15 protein-coding genes and 4 tRNA genes are annotated in these 14,486 nt (G+C 59.5%); 5 read left to right on the top strand and 14 right to left on the bottom strand.

Features of this window, described 5'->3' with window-relative positions; all coding sequences use genetic code 11:
• Positions 1 to 50 precede the first annotated feature (50 nt).
• Positions 51 to 308 (bottom strand): hypothetical protein, encoded by a 258-nt coding sequence (locus CLU93_RS04355; RefSeq protein WP_099760133.1) that lies wholly within the window; start codon positions 306 to 308, stop codon positions 51 to 53.
• Between the two features lie 66 nt (positions 309 to 374).
• Here CLU93_RS04355 and CLU93_RS04350 point away from each other — a divergent pair, with 66 nt between their 5' ends.
• Positions 375 to 1,157 carry an AraC family transcriptional regulator gene (locus CLU93_RS04350; protein WP_099764234.1) on the top strand — a complete coding sequence of 261 codons (783 nt, stop codon included), beginning with the start codon at positions 375 to 377 and terminating at the stop codon, positions 1,155 to 1,157.
• A gap of 119 nt (positions 1,158 to 1,276) precedes the next feature.
• Here the strand turns inward: CLU93_RS04350 and CLU93_RS04345 are convergent, their stop codons facing one another.
• The 3 genes from CLU93_RS04345 to CLU93_RS04335 all read right to left on the bottom strand — a co-directional run bounded on the left by CLU93_RS04345 (position 1,277) and on the right by CLU93_RS04335 (position 4,452).
• On the bottom strand, positions 1,277 to 3,913 hold the full coding sequence (locus CLU93_RS04345; protein ID WP_180287806.1) for an AAA family ATPase: 2,637 nt from the start codon (positions 3,911 to 3,913) through the stop codon (positions 1,277 to 1,279).
• A 306-nt stretch (positions 3,914 to 4,219) separates the two neighbouring features.
• Positions 4,220 to 4,295: transfer RNA gene (locus tag CLU93_RS04340), tRNA-Lys, on the bottom strand.
• Positions 4,296 to 4,376: 81 nt separating this feature from the next.
• Positions 4,377 to 4,452 (bottom strand) — tRNA-Lys (locus tag CLU93_RS04335).
• Positions 4,453 to 4,571: 119 nt separating this feature from the next.
• Between CLU93_RS04335 and CLU93_RS04330 the strand changes: the two genes are divergently transcribed.
• Both CLU93_RS04330 and CLU93_RS04325 read left to right on the top strand, forming a co-directional pair.
• Positions 4,572 to 5,030, top strand: a complete 459-nt coding sequence (locus tag CLU93_RS04330) for a MarR family winged helix-turn-helix transcriptional regulator (RefSeq protein WP_099760131.1) — start codon at positions 4,572 to 4,574, stop codon at positions 5,028 to 5,030.
• The gene (locus CLU93_RS04325; RefSeq protein WP_257224878.1) at positions 5,027 to 6,514 is read left to right on the top strand and encodes an MDR family MFS transporter; all 1,488 of its coding nucleotides are present in this window, start codon (positions 5,027 to 5,029) and stop codon (positions 6,512 to 6,514) included. The genes CLU93_RS04330 and CLU93_RS04325 overlap by 4 nt, the downstream gene beginning before the upstream one ends.
• On the opposite strand, the gene CLU93_RS04320 is transcribed toward CLU93_RS04325, so the two are convergent.
• Positions 6,508 to 7,596 (bottom strand): NADH:flavin oxidoreductase/NADH oxidase, encoded by a 1,089-nt coding sequence (locus tag CLU93_RS04320; protein WP_099760130.1) that lies wholly within the window; start codon positions 7,594 to 7,596, stop codon positions 6,508 to 6,510. The two genes, CLU93_RS04325 and CLU93_RS04320, sit on opposite strands and share 7 nt — an antisense overlap.
• A gap of 105 nt (positions 7,597 to 7,701) precedes the next feature.
• On the opposite strand from CLU93_RS04320, the gene CLU93_RS04315 reads away from it, so the two are divergent.
• Positions 7,702 to 8,043 carry an ArsR/SmtB family transcription factor gene (locus tag CLU93_RS04315; RefSeq protein ID WP_099764232.1) on the top strand — a complete coding sequence of 114 codons (342 nt, stop codon included), beginning with the start codon at positions 7,702 to 7,704 and terminating at the stop codon, positions 8,041 to 8,043.
• A gap of 122 nt (positions 8,044 to 8,165) precedes the next feature.
• A complete protein-coding gene (locus tag CLU93_RS04310; RefSeq protein WP_099760129.1) occupies positions 8,166 to 9,296 on the top strand; it encodes an acyltransferase family protein in 1,131 nt (376 codons plus the stop codon).
• Positions 9,297 to 9,328: 32 nt separating this feature from the next.
• Here CLU93_RS04310 and CLU93_RS04305 read toward each other — a convergent pair whose 3' ends face one another.
• From CLU93_RS04305 to CLU93_RS04270, 9 genes are all read right to left on the bottom strand, one after another.
• Positions 9,329 to 9,604 (bottom strand): type II toxin-antitoxin system RelE/ParE family toxin, encoded by a 276-nt coding sequence (locus CLU93_RS04305; protein ID WP_099760128.1) that lies wholly within the window; start codon positions 9,602 to 9,604, stop codon positions 9,329 to 9,331.
• Positions 9,579 to 9,782, bottom strand: coding sequence for a type II toxin-antitoxin system RelB family antitoxin (relB, locus tag CLU93_RS27790; protein ID WP_143451697.1), 204 nt, complete (start codon positions 9,780 to 9,782; stop codon positions 9,579 to 9,581). The genes CLU93_RS04305 and relB overlap by 26 nt, the downstream gene beginning before the upstream one ends.
• 146 nt (positions 9,783 to 9,928) lie before the next feature.
• Positions 9,929 to 10,004, bottom strand: a tRNA-Lys gene (locus CLU93_RS04300).
• An 89-nt stretch (positions 10,005 to 10,093) separates the two neighbouring features.
• A tRNA-Lys gene (locus tag CLU93_RS04295) sits at positions 10,094 to 10,169 on the bottom strand.
• A gap of 67 nt (positions 10,170 to 10,236) precedes the next feature.
• On the bottom strand, positions 10,237 to 10,995 hold the full coding sequence (gene ybgF / locus CLU93_RS04290; protein ID WP_099760127.1) for a tol-pal system protein YbgF: 759 nt from the start codon (positions 10,993 to 10,995) through the stop codon (positions 10,237 to 10,239).
• 135 nt (positions 10,996 to 11,130) lie between these two features.
• The gene (gene pal / locus CLU93_RS04285) at positions 11,131 to 11,652 is read right to left on the bottom strand and encodes a peptidoglycan-associated lipoprotein Pal (RefSeq protein ID WP_096234468.1); all 522 of its coding nucleotides are present in this window, start codon (positions 11,650 to 11,652) and stop codon (positions 11,131 to 11,133) included.
• A gap of 43 nt (positions 11,653 to 11,695) precedes the next feature.
• A complete protein-coding gene (tolB, locus tag CLU93_RS04280; protein WP_099760126.1) occupies positions 11,696 to 12,973 on the bottom strand; it encodes a Tol-Pal system beta propeller repeat protein TolB in 1,278 nt (425 codons plus the stop codon).
• Positions 12,970 to 13,983 (bottom strand): cell envelope integrity protein TolA, encoded by a 1,014-nt coding sequence (tolA, locus tag CLU93_RS04275; RefSeq protein WP_099760125.1) that lies wholly within the window; start codon positions 13,981 to 13,983, stop codon positions 12,970 to 12,972. Before tolA ends, tolB begins: the two co-directional genes overlap by 4 nt.
• Before the next feature lie 48 nt (positions 13,984 to 14,031).
• Positions 14,032 to 14,472, bottom strand: coding sequence for an ExbD/TolR family protein (locus tag CLU93_RS04270; RefSeq protein WP_242428498.1), 441 nt, complete (start codon positions 14,470 to 14,472; stop codon positions 14,032 to 14,034).
• Positions 14,473 to 14,486 lie beyond the last annotated feature (14 nt).

The raw sequence follows: 14,486 nt of genomic DNA, 5'->3' as shown, positions 1-14,486 counted from the left end.
GGCAAAGCAGCATGATAGAGGAAATGCGCGCCGTGGACGAGTCAGCCTGCTCACGCGGCGGCGACGGCCACCAGTTCGCGCAGCGCAGAATCGCGCACTTGCAGGATATCGAACAGGCCCAGCGCGTGCAGGGCGGGCAAGGCGTCGACAATGTCGCGCTCGGCGACGGCCTTTTCGTCGATGCTGCTGGCGTCGTCCAGCCATAGCCTGGCATTGGCGAGGAAGGCGCCCACCGTGCCCTTGCGCACGGTGACGCCATTGAACTGGCCCTGGTTTTGTTGATCGGCTAATACGTCTTCTGCACGCATGGTGAACTCCTGAAGGTTGGAAAGACTTCACTGTATGATGGCCGGATTGTCTTGCCTGCGGTGTTTATGTCATTCGATACGTCAAATCCGCCAATTTTTGCAGCATCGTCGTCGTCGCCGCTGCGCGCCCTGCGCATTGCCCAGCCGCAGGAACGGGTGACGGCGGCGCACCACCATGCCAGCGGCCAGCTGTTCGGCGCCATGCGTGGCTTGCTCTCCGTTGCCGCCGACAGCGGGCAGTGGGTGGTGCCGGCCAGCCACTGCGTGTGGATGCCGCCCCATCACGTCCATGCGCTGCGCTCGCACGGCCCGTTTGCGGGCTGGAGCGTGTATGTGGACGAGGCCAGTTGCGGCGGCTTGCCCGCCGCGCCTTGCGTGATGCGCGTCTCGGGCTTGCTGCGCGAGGCGGTGGCCCGCGCCAGCGCTTGGGACGAGGGCGCGCCGGACGCGCGGCAGATCAGGGTAGCGGGCGTGATCCTCGACGAGATCGCCGCCGCGCCGCACGAATCCTTCGGCTTGCCCTTGCCCACGGACCCGCGCCTGCTGCGCATGGCGCGCGCCGTGCTCGATGACCTGGCCGACGAGCGGGGCGTGGAAGCGCTGGCCACCTGGGCTGGCGTATCCCCGCGCACCCTGGCGCGCCGTTTCACGATCGAGACCGGCTTTACCCCCTCCGCCTGGCGCCAGCGCGCCCGCATCCTGCGCGCCCTGGAATTATTGGCCGCCGGCCAGCCGGTCACGACGATTGCACTGGACCTAGGCTACGACAACCTCAGCGCCTTCATCGCCATGTTCAAGCGGGTGATGGGCGTGACGCCGGGCAAGTATGGGGAAGGGGATGGCAGTTAATTGAGCAATATCGGTATTTGATAAAGCACAACTTGCTGCAGATAGAGACGGCCAAGGCTGAAATCGTGTACGAGTGCAGGGCTTGACCCCGGCACTCCGAGACGTTCAAGTGGTCTGAATCATTGTTGGGCCATCGGCCCGTATTTACGGCTCGTGAACTCGCCGACCCAGGTGGCGAACCGTTCGATGTCCTCCTTGAGCTTGTCGTAGTCAGGAGTTTCGGCTGGTAGTTCGTTTGATTGAGAATGTTCGAAGACTGAATAACGTGTCATCATGTCCTCGATTAAAACGCAGTCGTCGGTGGTGATCTTCGCAAGTGCGCCAATTTTGTTCTTGGTCTCTATCGACCTCCTGAAGCGGGCAACCACACCATTCATTAGAAGCTTTTCGACTGAATTCTCAACGAGCGTTCGAAACGTGCTGCAAATGTACTTTGCTTGAGCCTCATAACCAGCAACATCCTTTGCCTCAAGTGCTTTTCGGAGCTTTGCCATTTCTTGGTCGCGCAACCCATTCGCGGACTTTTGGATGTTCGAATTCTTGACAGTGGATTTTTCGACGATACCGGAGCTTGAACCGAGCTTGTGCAGAGTATGGGCCAAAAGCTTCACGGGTGACGGTTCCTTTGCAGCTTCGGCCTGCTTTTCGACCTTCTCTACAGCATCTTCGAGTAGCGTGATCATGGAAAGCCGGTGCGTGAAGATGATCACTTGACGCGTTTTCGAGAGCTCGACGAGCCGATGAACTACGGCTTCTTCATACGTCTGGTCGAGAGATGAGATCGGGTCGTCGAAGATAAATGGCGTGGGTTCTCCGGAGCCCGCGATATCAGCGAGGAAGGCTGCCAACGCTACGATTCGGCTTTCGCCCTCGCTGAGGACGCGTTTCGCGTCTGCTGTTGATATGCCGCTTTTGATCGCAAGGCCGATACTTACCTTGCCTTTTCCCTGCTTCTTGCTCGATGTCGAGATCGGTATCTTCTTCCCGCCCAATTGCTCTAATTCTGCCAAGAAGCGATCCTGATATTCCTTTGCCATTTCGAGATCGCTGAGTTCGTTCACCTTAGTCGTCAGAGTGTTCGTTTTCGTCAACGCTAGAGCGGCATCGATTTCCTTCAGCTTCTTGCGGCGCAATACTTCATCTGTAATGGATTGCTTGTTTTCCGACAGCCATTTCATGCATTGGAGTTCTGTAAGTCTGGCTTCGAGCTCCTTGCGCTTCTCGTCGTTCTTGAGCTCATTGAGAGTCTTTTGCTCGGCCTCCAATCCGTTTCGAAGCGTGGTAGCCTTCTGTTCGAAGGGTGTCCAGTCGAATTGTGGAATGTTCGCGGGGTCTTCCAACGACTGGATAGCGTCGAGTCGTAATTTCAACGCCTTGCGGCTGGATTCAGTAAAGGGCGCGTCCAATTGGAGTATCCCGCACTGAAGCTGCCAGGCGTTCTCTTCTGGCATAGTTGGCCCATTGGATGCCAAGTCTTTGAGATCTTTTTCAGCTTTCTTTGCCGCCGCCTCAAGCGCGCCCTTAACGAATTCTTCGAACGAAACCAAGCGCGTTTTGGCGTCACTGTCGAGTTGCTGTTGGCACAGGACACATTGGCTTCCGTCTCCTGTAAATGGGAAGGCAAGTCCGTGATAAGCGCTGTGCTCCGAATATTTTCTTGCTTCTTCCCAAAGGGATTGCCACGTCTCCTTTCCTACGCCGTCGAGCGATGCCTTGGCGAAAACCTTGCCAGCTTCCTCGGTGGCGGACTTTCGCTTGGTAACTGCATTGGCACGCGCTTTAATAATGGGTGCAGCGATGTCGTCGTGGAATGTAGGCTTGAGACCGGAAATGTATTTTTCCGCCGTAGCTATGGTGCCGAGGTTCTTGGCAATGGTGACCAGTCGTTCAGGAATGTTCTTTTGATTGATTGACTGTTCGACGTTCAGACGCTCAGCTTCGAGTTCAGGGCTAAATGTGCAACGTACTGCAATATCGGAATCTTTTGTCGATGCGGAAAGTGCTGTTGCCCATTTCGTCCCGGCAGCTAAAAGGAGATTGCCGGGTACGATTGGCATTTTCGATGGCAGCGCGTTCTTGCGGGCATCTAGGTTCGAGGCTATATCTTCGCAAATCTTGATTAGGGAAGTCACGAATCTGACCCGTCTCGGTTCGTATGACGCTTCGTTCTTTTGGCCGAAGTAGAGGGCGGCGGTGTGGGCATCGAAAATATGTACTTCTTTCAGAATGCCGTTTGTCACATTCGTTAGAGTCCAGTCAACGCTTTTCGCCGTGCCTCCGTAGGTCAGGTTGACGCATGCACTCGGCGCTAACGGTTTCTCATGGTACACATTGGGCAGAATATCTTCTTTTGCGCGCGAGCCACATGCGTGCTTCAACAGCCTTGAATAGCCGGATTTCCCGGTGCCGTTCGGCCCATAGATTGCAACCAAGGACGAATCCCCGAACTCAAGCTCGGCGTCATTCGATATCGCGTTCACACCAATGACTTTAGTTAGTCCAACTAAATGCAAATGGGGGCGTTTCTGCGCCGCGCCGAGAGCGCCGTTTCCTAACGACTTAAACTTGTCCTTGCCCGCTCCGCCTGCTTCCTCCATACAAAGGCTCGAAAGGGCTTCAATATCGCCAGAGTCGGGAAGTGCACGCTTTGCAAGCATGTCCGAGGCTGCCGTTTGCAACCATTGGGGACGCGATGCAATCCACGTATCGAAAGGATCGGCGGCGACTACCTCTGCAATCGAATCAGGCATATTCATATTCTCCTTGGTTAGTGAAGTAACGACGCAGCAAACTTGCATTAATAGCAACGGAAAGCCAGTATATGTTTTTCTAGCTCAGATTCAATACTTCTTCAACATGGAAAAATACAGCATGAATTCTCAAGTGAGTATCAGGAAATGAAAAGGTAAATTTACCTGTTTCAGGGTATTGAGATGACTATTATGCAATGCTTGGGAAGATGGAAGAGAAAATATTCCCCAATTGGGGAATATTTTTCATGGGGGACGCAAAAAAAGGCTACGCGCCGAAGCGGGTAGCCCTTATCTGTACTGCTAAATTTTTGGTAGGCCGTGCGGGATTCGAACCTGCGACCAACGGATTAAAAGTCCGCTGCTCTACCAGCTGAGCTAACGACCCAAAAACTTTTTACAACTGAACTGCGGTAACACTGTGCGGTGCGTGCTTGCCGTGGAGGCATGCAAACGCACTGCAAATTCTTGGTAGGCCGTGCGGGATTCGAACCTGCGACCAACGGATTAAAAGTCCGCTGCTCTACCAGCTGAGCTAACGACCCAAGGGCGGCTATTATGACGGCCAAAGGCGGTTTTGGGAAGGGCGGGGATGGAAAAAACCTTGCATGGTGTCTGGGTAGGGCATAATATGGGTAGATAGCCTACCTACTTATATATTCCTATGTCCACTACCGAAGACCTGCCCATCCCCGCACGCGCGCTGGCGCTGTCCGATGAATTGCGTACTGCCTTCAAGCGCCTGCTGCGTTCCATGCAGCGCGAAGGGGGCGAGCTGGAAGGCAGTGTGTCGATGATGCAATACATGCTGCTGGCGCTGATTCACGAGCAACCGGGCATCGGCGTGGCCGCGCTGGCGCGGCTGCAGAATGTGCGCGGGCCGACCGTCAGCGCGCAAGTCAAGTCGCTCGAAGAAGCGGGGCTGGTCGAGCGCAGCGCGCCCGATCCGCAAGACCGGCGCCGCTCTGGCCTGCAGGTGTCCGCGCAAGGGCTGACCGTGCTCGAGACCTTGCGCGCGCGCCGCCGCGATGCGCTGGCGCGGCGCATCGCCCGTCTGACGCCGCCGCAGATCGATGCGCTGGCCGCTGCCATGCAGCCGCTGCTTGAGATTGGCCAGGCATGAGCGGCCACGATCAAGCTTCCGATGCCGTAAAACCCGTCACCGAACGCGAAGTGCGCGCCATCTATCTGGGCCTGATGGCTGTGCTGGGCTTGGGTGCGCTGGACCAGAGCATCGTTGCCACGGCCTTGCCGCGCATCGTCGATGACCTGGGCGGCATGGCGCATCTGTCGTGGGTGGTGACGGCATATGTGCTGGCCTCGACGGCCACCATGCCCCTGTACGGCAAGCTGGCCGACCAGTATGGCCGCCGTCCCATGATCTTCACAGCCCTGCTGACCTTTTTGCTCGGTTCCGTGCTGTGCGGGCTGGCGCAGAACATGACGGAACTGATCATCTTCCGCGCCATCCAGGGCCTCGGTGCGGGCGGTTTCATGCCGCTGGCGCAAATCATCATCGGCGACATCGTGCCGCCGGCCGAACGGGGCAAGCGGCAAGGCATGGTGCCCATCGTGTATGCCGTCACCAGCGTGCTGGGCCCCGTGCTGGGCGGCGTCATCACGGATGCCTTGTCGTGGCACTGGATTTTCTATGTCAACCTGCCCATCGGCGCGGCCGCCTTTGTCATCATTGCGCGCGCCATGCGCAAACCCGCGCGCACGCATGCGCACCAGATCGACTACCTGGGGTCGGCATTGCTGACGGGCGCCATCACGGCGGCCTTGCTGGTGCTGGCGCTGGGCGGCACCGAGTGGCCGTGGGATGCCTTGGCCATCAAGGTGTGCGGCGGCATTGCCGTGCTGCTGGGTATCTGGCTGGCCTTCCACGTGAGCAGGGTAGATGAACCGGTGCTGCCGCCCGACCTGTTCGAGAACCGTACCTTCAATATTGCCAGCCTGGTGATGGCCATGACCTTCATGGGCCTGATGGGCGCCAGCGTCTTCTTTCCCCTGTTCTTCCAGCTGGTGATGGGCACCAGCCCGGCGGAGTCTGGCGTGATGACGGTGGCCATGATGGTGGGGCTGGTGGCGTCGTCGATGTTCAACGGCCGCGTGCTGTCGCGCTCGGGCAAGTACAAGATGGTGCAGGTGGCGGGATTGGGCGTGGCGGTGCTGGCGTTTGCCGTGCTGGCGTGGGCCATGGCAACGTCGCGCGGGTACTGGATCATCGAGCCGGCCATCTTCTTCCTCGGCACGGGGCTGGGACTGGTGATGCCGAACATGACGATTGCCGTGCAAAATGCCTTGCCGCTGGCGCGCCGCGGCGTGGGTACGGCCATGCTGGCCTTTTTCCGCTCATTGGGTGGCTTGCTGGGCGTGACGGCGTCCGGCGCCATCCTGGCGCATCAGCTGCACCAGCATGGCGTGGAAGCCGTCTCGGCGCTGGGCGCGCATGCGGCGGTTCAGACGGTAGAGGTCTACCGCCATGCGATCGCCAGCGTGTTTGGCGCCGGCGCCGTGCTGCTGCTAGTGGGGCTGGTCTTCTTGCTGTTTCTGCCGGAACTGCCCCTGGAGGGGCATCCGGCAACGCTCAACGATGATCAATAGCGCTCGAGCCAGTGCGCGTACGGCGCCGGCAGGGTCCACGAGGCGCGTTCCACGCCGAGTTCCTTGGCGGCAAAGTATGCCCAGTGCGGATTGGCCAGGTGCGCCTTGCCGACCATGACCACGTCCAGCTGTTCTTCCTTGACGACGCGCTCGGCAATCGCTGGCGTGCCGAAGCCCCAGGCGGACGAGACGGGCACGCCCGCCTCCGTGCGCACGCGCTCGGCAATCGGTCCCATGAAGGCCGGCCCCCACGGAATCGACACGTCGGGAATCGTGAAGCCCATGCTGACGCTGAGCATATCCATGCCGGCATCCTTGAATTGGCGCACCAGGCCGATCGATTCGAGCAGGGTTTGCTCGTCGCGGCCGTCAAATTCCAGCACGCCGAAGCGGATCGTCAGCGGCAGGTGCTCGGGCCATACGGCACGCACGGCTTTCAATGTTTCCAGCAAAAAGCGGCTGCGGTTTTCCACGCTGCCGCCATAGATATCGTCGCGCTGGTTCGCGTGGGACGAGAAAAAGCTTTGCGCCAGGTAACCGTGGGCGAAGTGCAGTTCCAGCCATTCGAAGCCCACTTCGCGCGCGCGCACGGCTGCGTCGACGAAGTTCTGTTGCACGCGGGCGATATCGTCGAGGTCCATGGCGCGCGGCACTTTCGGCAGGCCGCCGCCAAAGGCGATGGCGGACGGGGCGATGGTTTGCCAGCCGCGCGCGTCGCCTTCAGCGATATGGTCGTCGCCTTCCCATGGGCGATTGGCGCTGGCCTTGCGGCCCGCGTGGGCGATCTGGATGCCTGGCACGGAGCCGGCCGCCTTGATGGCTTTCACGACGGGTACGAAGGCTTGCGCCAGATCATCGTTCCAGATACCCGTGCAGCCGGGGGTGATGCGGCCTTCCGGCGCCACGGCCGTCGCTTCGACGATCACCAGCCCCGCGCCGCCGCGCGCCATGCCTGCGTAATGCGACAGATGCCAGTCGTTGGCCTGGCCATCGACGGCCATGTATTGGCACATGGGTGGCACGGCGATGCGGTTGCGCAGGGTGATGTCTTTGAGGGTGTAGGGTTGGAAGAGGGCGGACATGGTGGCCTTTGTGTGTGTTGGTGGTAGATAGGGAAATGCTGATTCGGTAGTTCGTAAATATTCGAATAATGGAATTAGTATAGCGCATGCTGTATGATTCTGCTCATGCGTCCACACAAACATCCTCCCGCCAGCGAATTCGTGCTCGAAAGAGTGCTGTATGCCTTGAGCGATTCCATCCGCCTCGACATCGTGCGCCACCTGGCCAGAGTGGACGCGGCCGCCTGCGGCGACCTCGACGGCGGGCGGCCGAAGTCGACCGTTTCCCACCATTTCAAGGTCTTGCGCGAAGCGGGCCTGGTCTACACGGAAAACGCGGGCACGACGCACATGAATACCTTGCGCCGCGCCGATATCGAGAGCCGTTTCCCCGGCTTGCTCGATGCCATTTTGGCGCAGCAGCCTTTGGCGCCCGCGGCGCCGGAGGCGGAAAAACCGGCGGCTTAGCCGCCTGCCGTGCCCCGCCATTTGCCAGGCTCGGCTATCATGTCGGCCTTTCGGTAAATCCTCGGCCGCGCGCCTGTTGCGCGATGGGCTGGCGACACTACCTGGCATGGCAAGGGATGGGAATGACGGCAGCAGCAGTGGTAGTACAGACGGACCTGGAAAATCGTCCGCAGTTTGGCTGGATCAATGGTTTAAAGGCGGGCGCGGCGCAATTGATCGTGTTGCACCACCTGGCGTTTTACGGCCCCATGTCCGACTACGTGCGCCCCCTGTGGCCCGAGTTGCTGGACTGGCTGGGCGGCAGCGCGCGCATCGCCGTGCAAGTGTTTCTCGTCATCGGCGGCTTTCTGGTCGCCAAATCCCTCTCGCCCGCCGGCCATCCCGGCATCTCCAGCCCCTTGCAAGCCATCTGGCGCCGCTATGCCAAGCTGGCGCCGCCTTTCCTGGCCGCCACCTTGCTCGCCGCCATCATCACGCCTGTGGCTGGCATCTGGATGCTGCACGACTCCATGTCGGCCGCCGTCACCCTGGGCCAGTTGAGCGCCCATGCCTTGCTGCTGCACGGCGTGCTGGGCTATGAATCGCTGTCGGCCGGCGCCTGGTACGTGGCCATCGATTTCCAGCTGTACCTGCTGACGGTATCGCTGCTGTGGCTGGGCGGCCGCCTGGCGGGCCAGCGGCGCGGGCACTGGCTGATGCCATTGGCCGTCACCGTGGGCATCACCTTTTCCTTGCTGTATTTCAATCTCGACGCGGACTGGGACAACTGGGCGCCGTATTTCTTCGGCAGCTATGGCCTGGGACTCATGGCCTGGTGGGCCAGCGACCCCAGGCGCAAGCCCGGTGTCATGACCGCGCTCATGGTCATGGCCGCCGTGCCCGTCCTGCTGGCCCTGGCCGTCGACTACCGCAGCCGCATCGCCTTGGCCCTGATCGTCGCCTGCGCCCTGTTCCTGTTCGGCCGCGCCCGCACGCCTTCGCAGGGCCGCGCCTGGCGCATCATCAACGTCCTGGGGCGCATCTCGTATGCCGTATTCCTCGTGCACTTTCCCGTCAGCCTGCTGGTCAATGCATTATTTATCACGTATGTGCCGCTCGAACCGGAGTGGCAGGCGCTGGGCATGCTGACGGCCTGGGGCGCCAGCCTGGCGGCCGGGGCGGCGTTTTACCGCTGGGTGGAGGTGCCGCTGGGGCGGGTGATGGGCGGTGTGGTGGCACATCTGGCGGGGCGGCCGGCGTTGGTGTCGCGTTAAGGATTGGTTTCCGATATGCCGGGAGAAGGGGCTTAAGGATATAGTTGCCGTGTATGCATGAAGGCAAGAATTTCTATCGCGCTTGCTTCAACGCGATACGCGACGACATAGTTTGGGTGGGCAAGCATTTCGCGCGTACCTGAAACTCTTCCGGGCCGGTATAGGTAAGGGTGGCAGGGAAGTCGGGAGATGGCGTGGTCGATGTCATTGTAAAGCTGCAACGCCGCCGGCCGGTTGCGCTGCGCGATATACGTGAGTATCGCGGTCAAATCTTCCTGCGCTTCAACCTTCCATTGAATCGGCAGCATGGCCGTCAGTCTGCGGCGTGACGATTTTTCTCAGTTGCAGCATGACTGTCTCGTGCGGTGCGGCAGGCCTGTCATCATTGAGCGACGCCAGCACCTTTGCGCGAAACCAGTGCTCATAGGTTTCGGCGGCTTCCGTTGTCGCAAATTCGGACGGGGTCGAGGATGGGGTGGCGTTCATGATGGTCTGATTATACGGCAGTCCGACAAAGTTGTATCGCAGGTGATAAGGCGTTTGATTTGTGTCAGGGGTGGGGGCATCCCGTGCAAGTGATGCTGCTGAAAACAAAAAAGCCAACCGCGAACGGTTGGCTTCTTCATAGTATTTGGTAGGCCGTGCGGGATTCGAACCTGCGACCAACGGATTAAAAGTCCGCTGCTCTACCAGCTGAGCTAACGACCCAAAAACTTTTTACTACAACTTCGGTAACACTGTGCTGTAAAAAAATGCTTGCTGGTACAACTCGCAAGCAGATCAGTACTGCGTATTCGTGGTAGGCCGTGCGGGATTCGAACCTGCGACCAACGGATTAAAAGTCCGCTGCTCTACCAGCTGAGCTAACGACCCGAAGAAGGAAGATTATAGGGGGTGCCCGGGATTCTGTCAAACCTAACGGGCAACTTTTTCCCCCGTTTTACTTTTTGCCGCCCCGTTCCTTGGCCGCTTGTGCCGCGCTGGAGTCCGGGTAGCGCGAGATCAGGGCGTTCAGGGTCTTGGTCGCGTTCGGCTTGTCTTTCAGCTCCGTGTAGCAGCTGGCGATGTTGAGCATGGCGTCGGGCGCTTTCGGGCTGTCCGGATAGTGTTTCAGCACTGCCTGCTGGGCCGTGATGGCGCTCTTGCAGTCGCGCTGGGCGTAATAGGCGTTGCCCAGCCAGTATTGCGCGTTGGCCGCGTAGGCCGATTCCGGATAGCGTTTCACGAAGGCGTCCAGGGCCGTGACGGCGCCCTTGTAGTCGCCGGACTTGAACAGGCCGAATGCGGACTCGTACGCGCTTTGCTCGGAGACGCCCACGGCCGCTTCCTGGCCATCGATGGTGACCTGGCGCGGCTCGAGCTTGCGCAGGCGCGCGTCGATGTCGGTGTAGAAATCCTTCTGGCGTTTTTGTACATTCGTCAGGTCGTTGCCCAGCACTTCGATCTGGCCGCGCAGGCGGGCGATCTCTTGCATGGTCTGGTCGTGCTGGTTGAGCAGGCTCAAGGTGCTGGTCTTGTCCGCCTTGGTGTCGATGCGGCTGTTCAGGTCGCGTGCCATGGCGTCCACCTTGGCGCGCAGCTCCAGGATGGCCTTGCGCGCTTCGTCGTCGTCGAACAGGGCGGCGTTGGCGTGCAGGGGCAGGTAGGCAAACGCGGCCATCAAGGCGGCGGCGACGCCGGCTTTCGAGAATGTCATCATGGGTCGGGCTTTCAAAGGTTACGCAAAACATGCAAACGGGGCGCCGGGCGGTGAATCACCGCGCTGCGCCCCATTATTATGCCTATGACTGGCCAGTTAGGTAAGCGTCAATGCTGCAGCGCTCACCCGTGAACATCAATAAACGATGTCAGCGCGGCGGTTTTCTGCCCATGCTGCTTCGTTGCTGCCTTGAGCTTTAGGCTTTTCTTTGCCCAGCGACACGGCTTCCATTTGGCCTTCTGGCACGCCCAGGGCGGCCATCGATTTGCGCACGGCTTCAGCACGTTTCTGGCCCAGGGCCAGGTTGTACTCAGCGCCACCGCGTTCATCGGTGTTACCTTGGATCAGGATCTTGCGGCTAGGCGTTTTCACCAGGTAGCCAGCGTGGTTTTGCACAACTGCGGTGTCTGCTTCGCGTACGACGTATTTGTCGAAGTCGAAGTAGATGCTGCGGTTAGCCAGCACGCCTTTTGGATCGTCCAGTGGATCGACCGATGCGGTCGTTACTGGCTGAACTTGACGGGTGTCAACTGGAGCGACGACTTTTTCAGGAGCGCGCTCAACCACTGGGGTTTCTGCGACTTTGACTGGGGTGCTGCAGGCGGACAGCAGGGCTGCGGTAGCGGCGATGAAAGCCAAACTTTTAAAGTTACTCATTTTTATTCTCCGGGTCATGGTTAAAGGTGAAACTGTACAGCATTTACTTCATAAAAGGACCCCAGGTGGGCTCCTTGATATTGCCAGCTTGCGTAGTCAAACGCTGTTTGACGCGGCCATCCACCGATACCACTGCCAGCGACTTGCGTCGTCCGGATTCGGTCGCGTACATGATATATTTCCCGTTGGGCGAAAAGCTCGGTGATTCGTCGTTGGCGGTGTCCGACAGGCGCAGTTCCTGGCCACTAGCCAGGTCGAGCGCGTAGAGCTGGAAATTGCCGTCGCGACGGGAAATATAAGCGAGAGTCTTCCCGTCGGACGAAATCCGCGGGCTGATGTTGTAGGAGCCGCCAAACGTCACGCGCTTGGCGTCACCACCGCCAACCGACATGCGGTAGATCTGTGGTCCGCCGCTGCGATCGCTGGTGAAGTAAATGCTTTGGCCATCGGCCGAGAATTGGGGTTCCGTATCGATGCCGCTGCTGCTGCTGACACGGCGCAAGCCGCTGCCGTCGGCATTGACGGTATAGACCTGGGTATGGCCATCGCGCGACAGGGCCACGGCCAGGCGCGAACCGTCCGGGCTCCAGCTGGGCGCCGAATTGCTGCCTTTTTCATTCGACACGATGGTGCGCTGGCGCGTCACCAGGTTTTGCACGTAAACGATGGGTTTTTTCTTTTCGAACGAGACATACGCCACCTTGGTACCATCCGGCGACCACGACGGCGAAATGATCGGCTCGTTCGAGCGCAGGGCGACCTGGATGCCTTCGCCATCGGCGTCGGCGATTTCCAGGCGGTATTCGCGGCCCGATTGCGTGACGTAAGCGATGCGCGTGGCAAACGCGCCTTTGACACCCGTCAGTTTCTCATAGATGTCATCGGCGATTTTGTGCGCCAGCAGGCGGTTGAACTGCGGCGCGGCCGCATTGTTCATGCTGGAAATCTGCGCGCCCTTGATGGTGTCGAACAGCTTGTAGCGCACGTCCAGGCGGCCATCGGCCATGCTTTGCACGCTGCCGGCCGCCAGCGCGTCGGCGCCGCGCGACTTCCATTGGTCGTAGCTGACGGGTGCCGTTTCCGACACGGGCGCATCGGCGTCGATCAGCTTGAACACGCCGCTGCGCGCCAGGTCGGCCTTGATGATGCCGGACAGCGATTGCGGCGCCGCCGATTCATTGACGAAGCTGGCGACAGCCACCGGGATCTGGTTGCTGCCGATCCCCGTAATCTCCACGCGCAGCTGCGCCTGGGCGCCGGAGGCTCCCAGCATCAGGCCGGCACAGAGCACGACATAGCTCATTTTTTTCATGATCATCATTTAGGCAAATCCTTCATCTCGAATATGAGTTCAATCTCGCGTTCCACGGTGCCGTCTTTTTTCTTCGGCAGTGGCGACGATTTATTAATGGCGTTTTCCACCGAGCTGTCATACGCCGGCAGACCGCTGCTTTTAATCTTTCGGACCGAAATAATTTCCCCAGTTGGCAGTTGCTCGATCTTGAACACGGCGCGCGGGTTGCCCGGCACGTCCGTGCTACCGCTGTACGCGATATTGCTCTTGATCTTGCTCGTCAGGGCAGCGACATAGCCGCTGTCCTTGCGTGGCGCGGTCGCTTTCGCGGCCGTGCCCGTTGTGCCATTGCCTGCCTGCGCCATCATCCGTTTCATGGCATCGGAACGCACTTTCTCGGCGGCGGCATTTTCTGCTGCCGCTTTTTTCGCCTTGGCGGCTTTTTCCACTGCCGCTTTTTTATCTGCCAGTTCTTTCTCGGCTTTTTCTTCCGCCGCTTTTTCTTTGGCTTCCTTGGCTTTCTCCAGCTTGTCGGCTTTTTCTTTTTCCAGCTTGTCAGCCTTGTCTTTTTCTTTCTGCTTCTGTTTTTCCAGTTCGCGCTTTTCTTCTTCGCGTTCCTTCAATTCCTGCTTGCGGCGTTCTTCCGCTGCCGCTTTGTCTTTTTCTTCTTTCAGCTTGGCCTTCTTGCGTTCCAGGGCGATCTCCGCCTCGCGCAGGTCAACCTTCGGCTCGGGCGCTGCCACCGGCGGCGGTGGCGGCGGGGCCGGCTGCTCCACTTGCGGTTGCGGCGGCGGCGCCGGTGTCGGCTCCGGTTCCGTCGCCACCTCGGGCGGCGGCGCGGCCGTCTGCACTTTCAGGTCCCACACTTCCGCTTCGACGGCGACAGGTTCCGTATTTTGCCAGTGTACGCCCACCCACAGGAAAAACAGCAGGCCAAGGTGCATCGCCAGCGCCAGGCCCAGCGAGGGCCAGCGGCTGCGTTCGCGCGGCACGCTGTAAGGCTTGCCGAGTACATGGTCGATTTGTTTGTTCTGCAAAGTCTAGTCTATCTAAAAACGGTCAAGTCTGGAAACAGGGTAATGCGCTTACTTGGTGGCCAGGCCGACTCTGGTAATGCCCATCTTTTTCGCTTCCGAAATGAGCTGGATCACATCGTCGTACTTGCTTTCCTTGTCGCCCGCGATCATCACGGGATAGTCGGGATTGCTCTCGTGCAAGCCGCGCAGCTTGCGCAGCAGGGCGTCGCGGTTCGGTTCCGTTTCCGGCGACAACTGTTCCTTGCCGATGACGCCGATCGACAGCGAACCATTCGGTTTCAGCACGATCTGAATATAGTCATCGGGTGGTTTCGCCGACCTTTCCGCGTTGGGCAGGTTCACCACGCTGGGATTGTTCGACGATGGCATCACCATGAAAATGATCAGCAGCACCAGCATCACGTCGATATACGGCACGACGTTGATTTCGGACTTGAACTTGCGGCCACGGCCACCGCGCATGCCGCCGCTATTGAATGAGGAACCCATGGACCTTGCTCCCT

The sequence above is a fragment of the Janthinobacterium sp. 35 genome, assembly GCF_002754575.1.
In the GTDB taxonomy this organism is placed as follows: Bacteria; Pseudomonadota; Gammaproteobacteria; order Burkholderiales; family Burkholderiaceae_D; genus Janthinobacterium; species Janthinobacterium tructae.
This window is presented reverse-complemented; position numbering and strand designations above follow the sequence as displayed.

Coding starts and splice junctions, on each gene's coding strand:
- CLU93_RS04345 (WP_180287806.1), bottom strand. CDS start 3,913: ATGAATATGCCTGATTCGATTGCAGAGGTAGTCGCCGCCGATCCTTTC.
- ybgF (WP_099760127.1), bottom strand. CDS start 10,995: ATGATGACATTCTCGAAAGCCGGCGTCGCCGCCGCCTTGATGGCCGCG.
- pal (WP_096234468.1), bottom strand. CDS start 11,652: ATGAGTAACTTTAAAAGTTTGGCTTTCATCGCCGCTACCGCAGCCCTG.
- CLU93_RS04325 (WP_257224878.1), top strand. CDS start 5,027: ATGAGCGGCCACGATCAAGCTTCCGATGCCGTAAAACCCGTCACCGAA.
- CLU93_RS04320 (WP_099760130.1), bottom strand. CDS start 7,596: ATGTCCGCCCTCTTCCAACCCTACACCCTCAAAGACATCACCCTGCGC.
- CLU93_RS04310 (WP_099760129.1), top strand. CDS start 8,166: ATGACGGCAGCAGCAGTGGTAGTACAGACGGACCTGGAAAATCGTCCG.
- CLU93_RS04270 (WP_242428498.1), bottom strand. CDS start 14,472: ATGGGTTCCTCATTCAATAGCGGCGGCATGCGCGGTGGCCGTGGCCGC.
- CLU93_RS04355 (WP_099760133.1), bottom strand. CDS start 308: ATGCGTGCAGAAGACGTATTAGCCGATCAACAAAACCAGGGCCAGTTC.
- CLU93_RS04305 (WP_099760128.1), bottom strand. CDS start 9,604: ATGCTGCCGATTCAATGGAAGGTTGAAGCGCAGGAAGATTTGACCGCG.
- CLU93_RS04315 (WP_099764232.1), top strand. CDS start 7,702: ATGCGTCCACACAAACATCCTCCCGCCAGCGAATTCGTGCTCGAAAGA.
- relB (WP_143451697.1), bottom strand. CDS start 9,782: ATGAACGCCACCCCATCCTCGACCCCGTCCGAATTTGCGACAACGGAA.
- CLU93_RS04350 (WP_099764234.1), top strand. CDS start 375: ATGTCATTCGATACGTCAAATCCGCCAATTTTTGCAGCATCGTCGTCG.
- tolB (WP_099760126.1), bottom strand. CDS start 12,973: ATGATGATCATGAAAAAAATGAGCTATGTCGTGCTCTGTGCCGGCCTG.
- CLU93_RS04330 (WP_099760131.1), top strand. CDS start 4,572: ATGTCCACTACCGAAGACCTGCCCATCCCCGCACGCGCGCTGGCGCTG.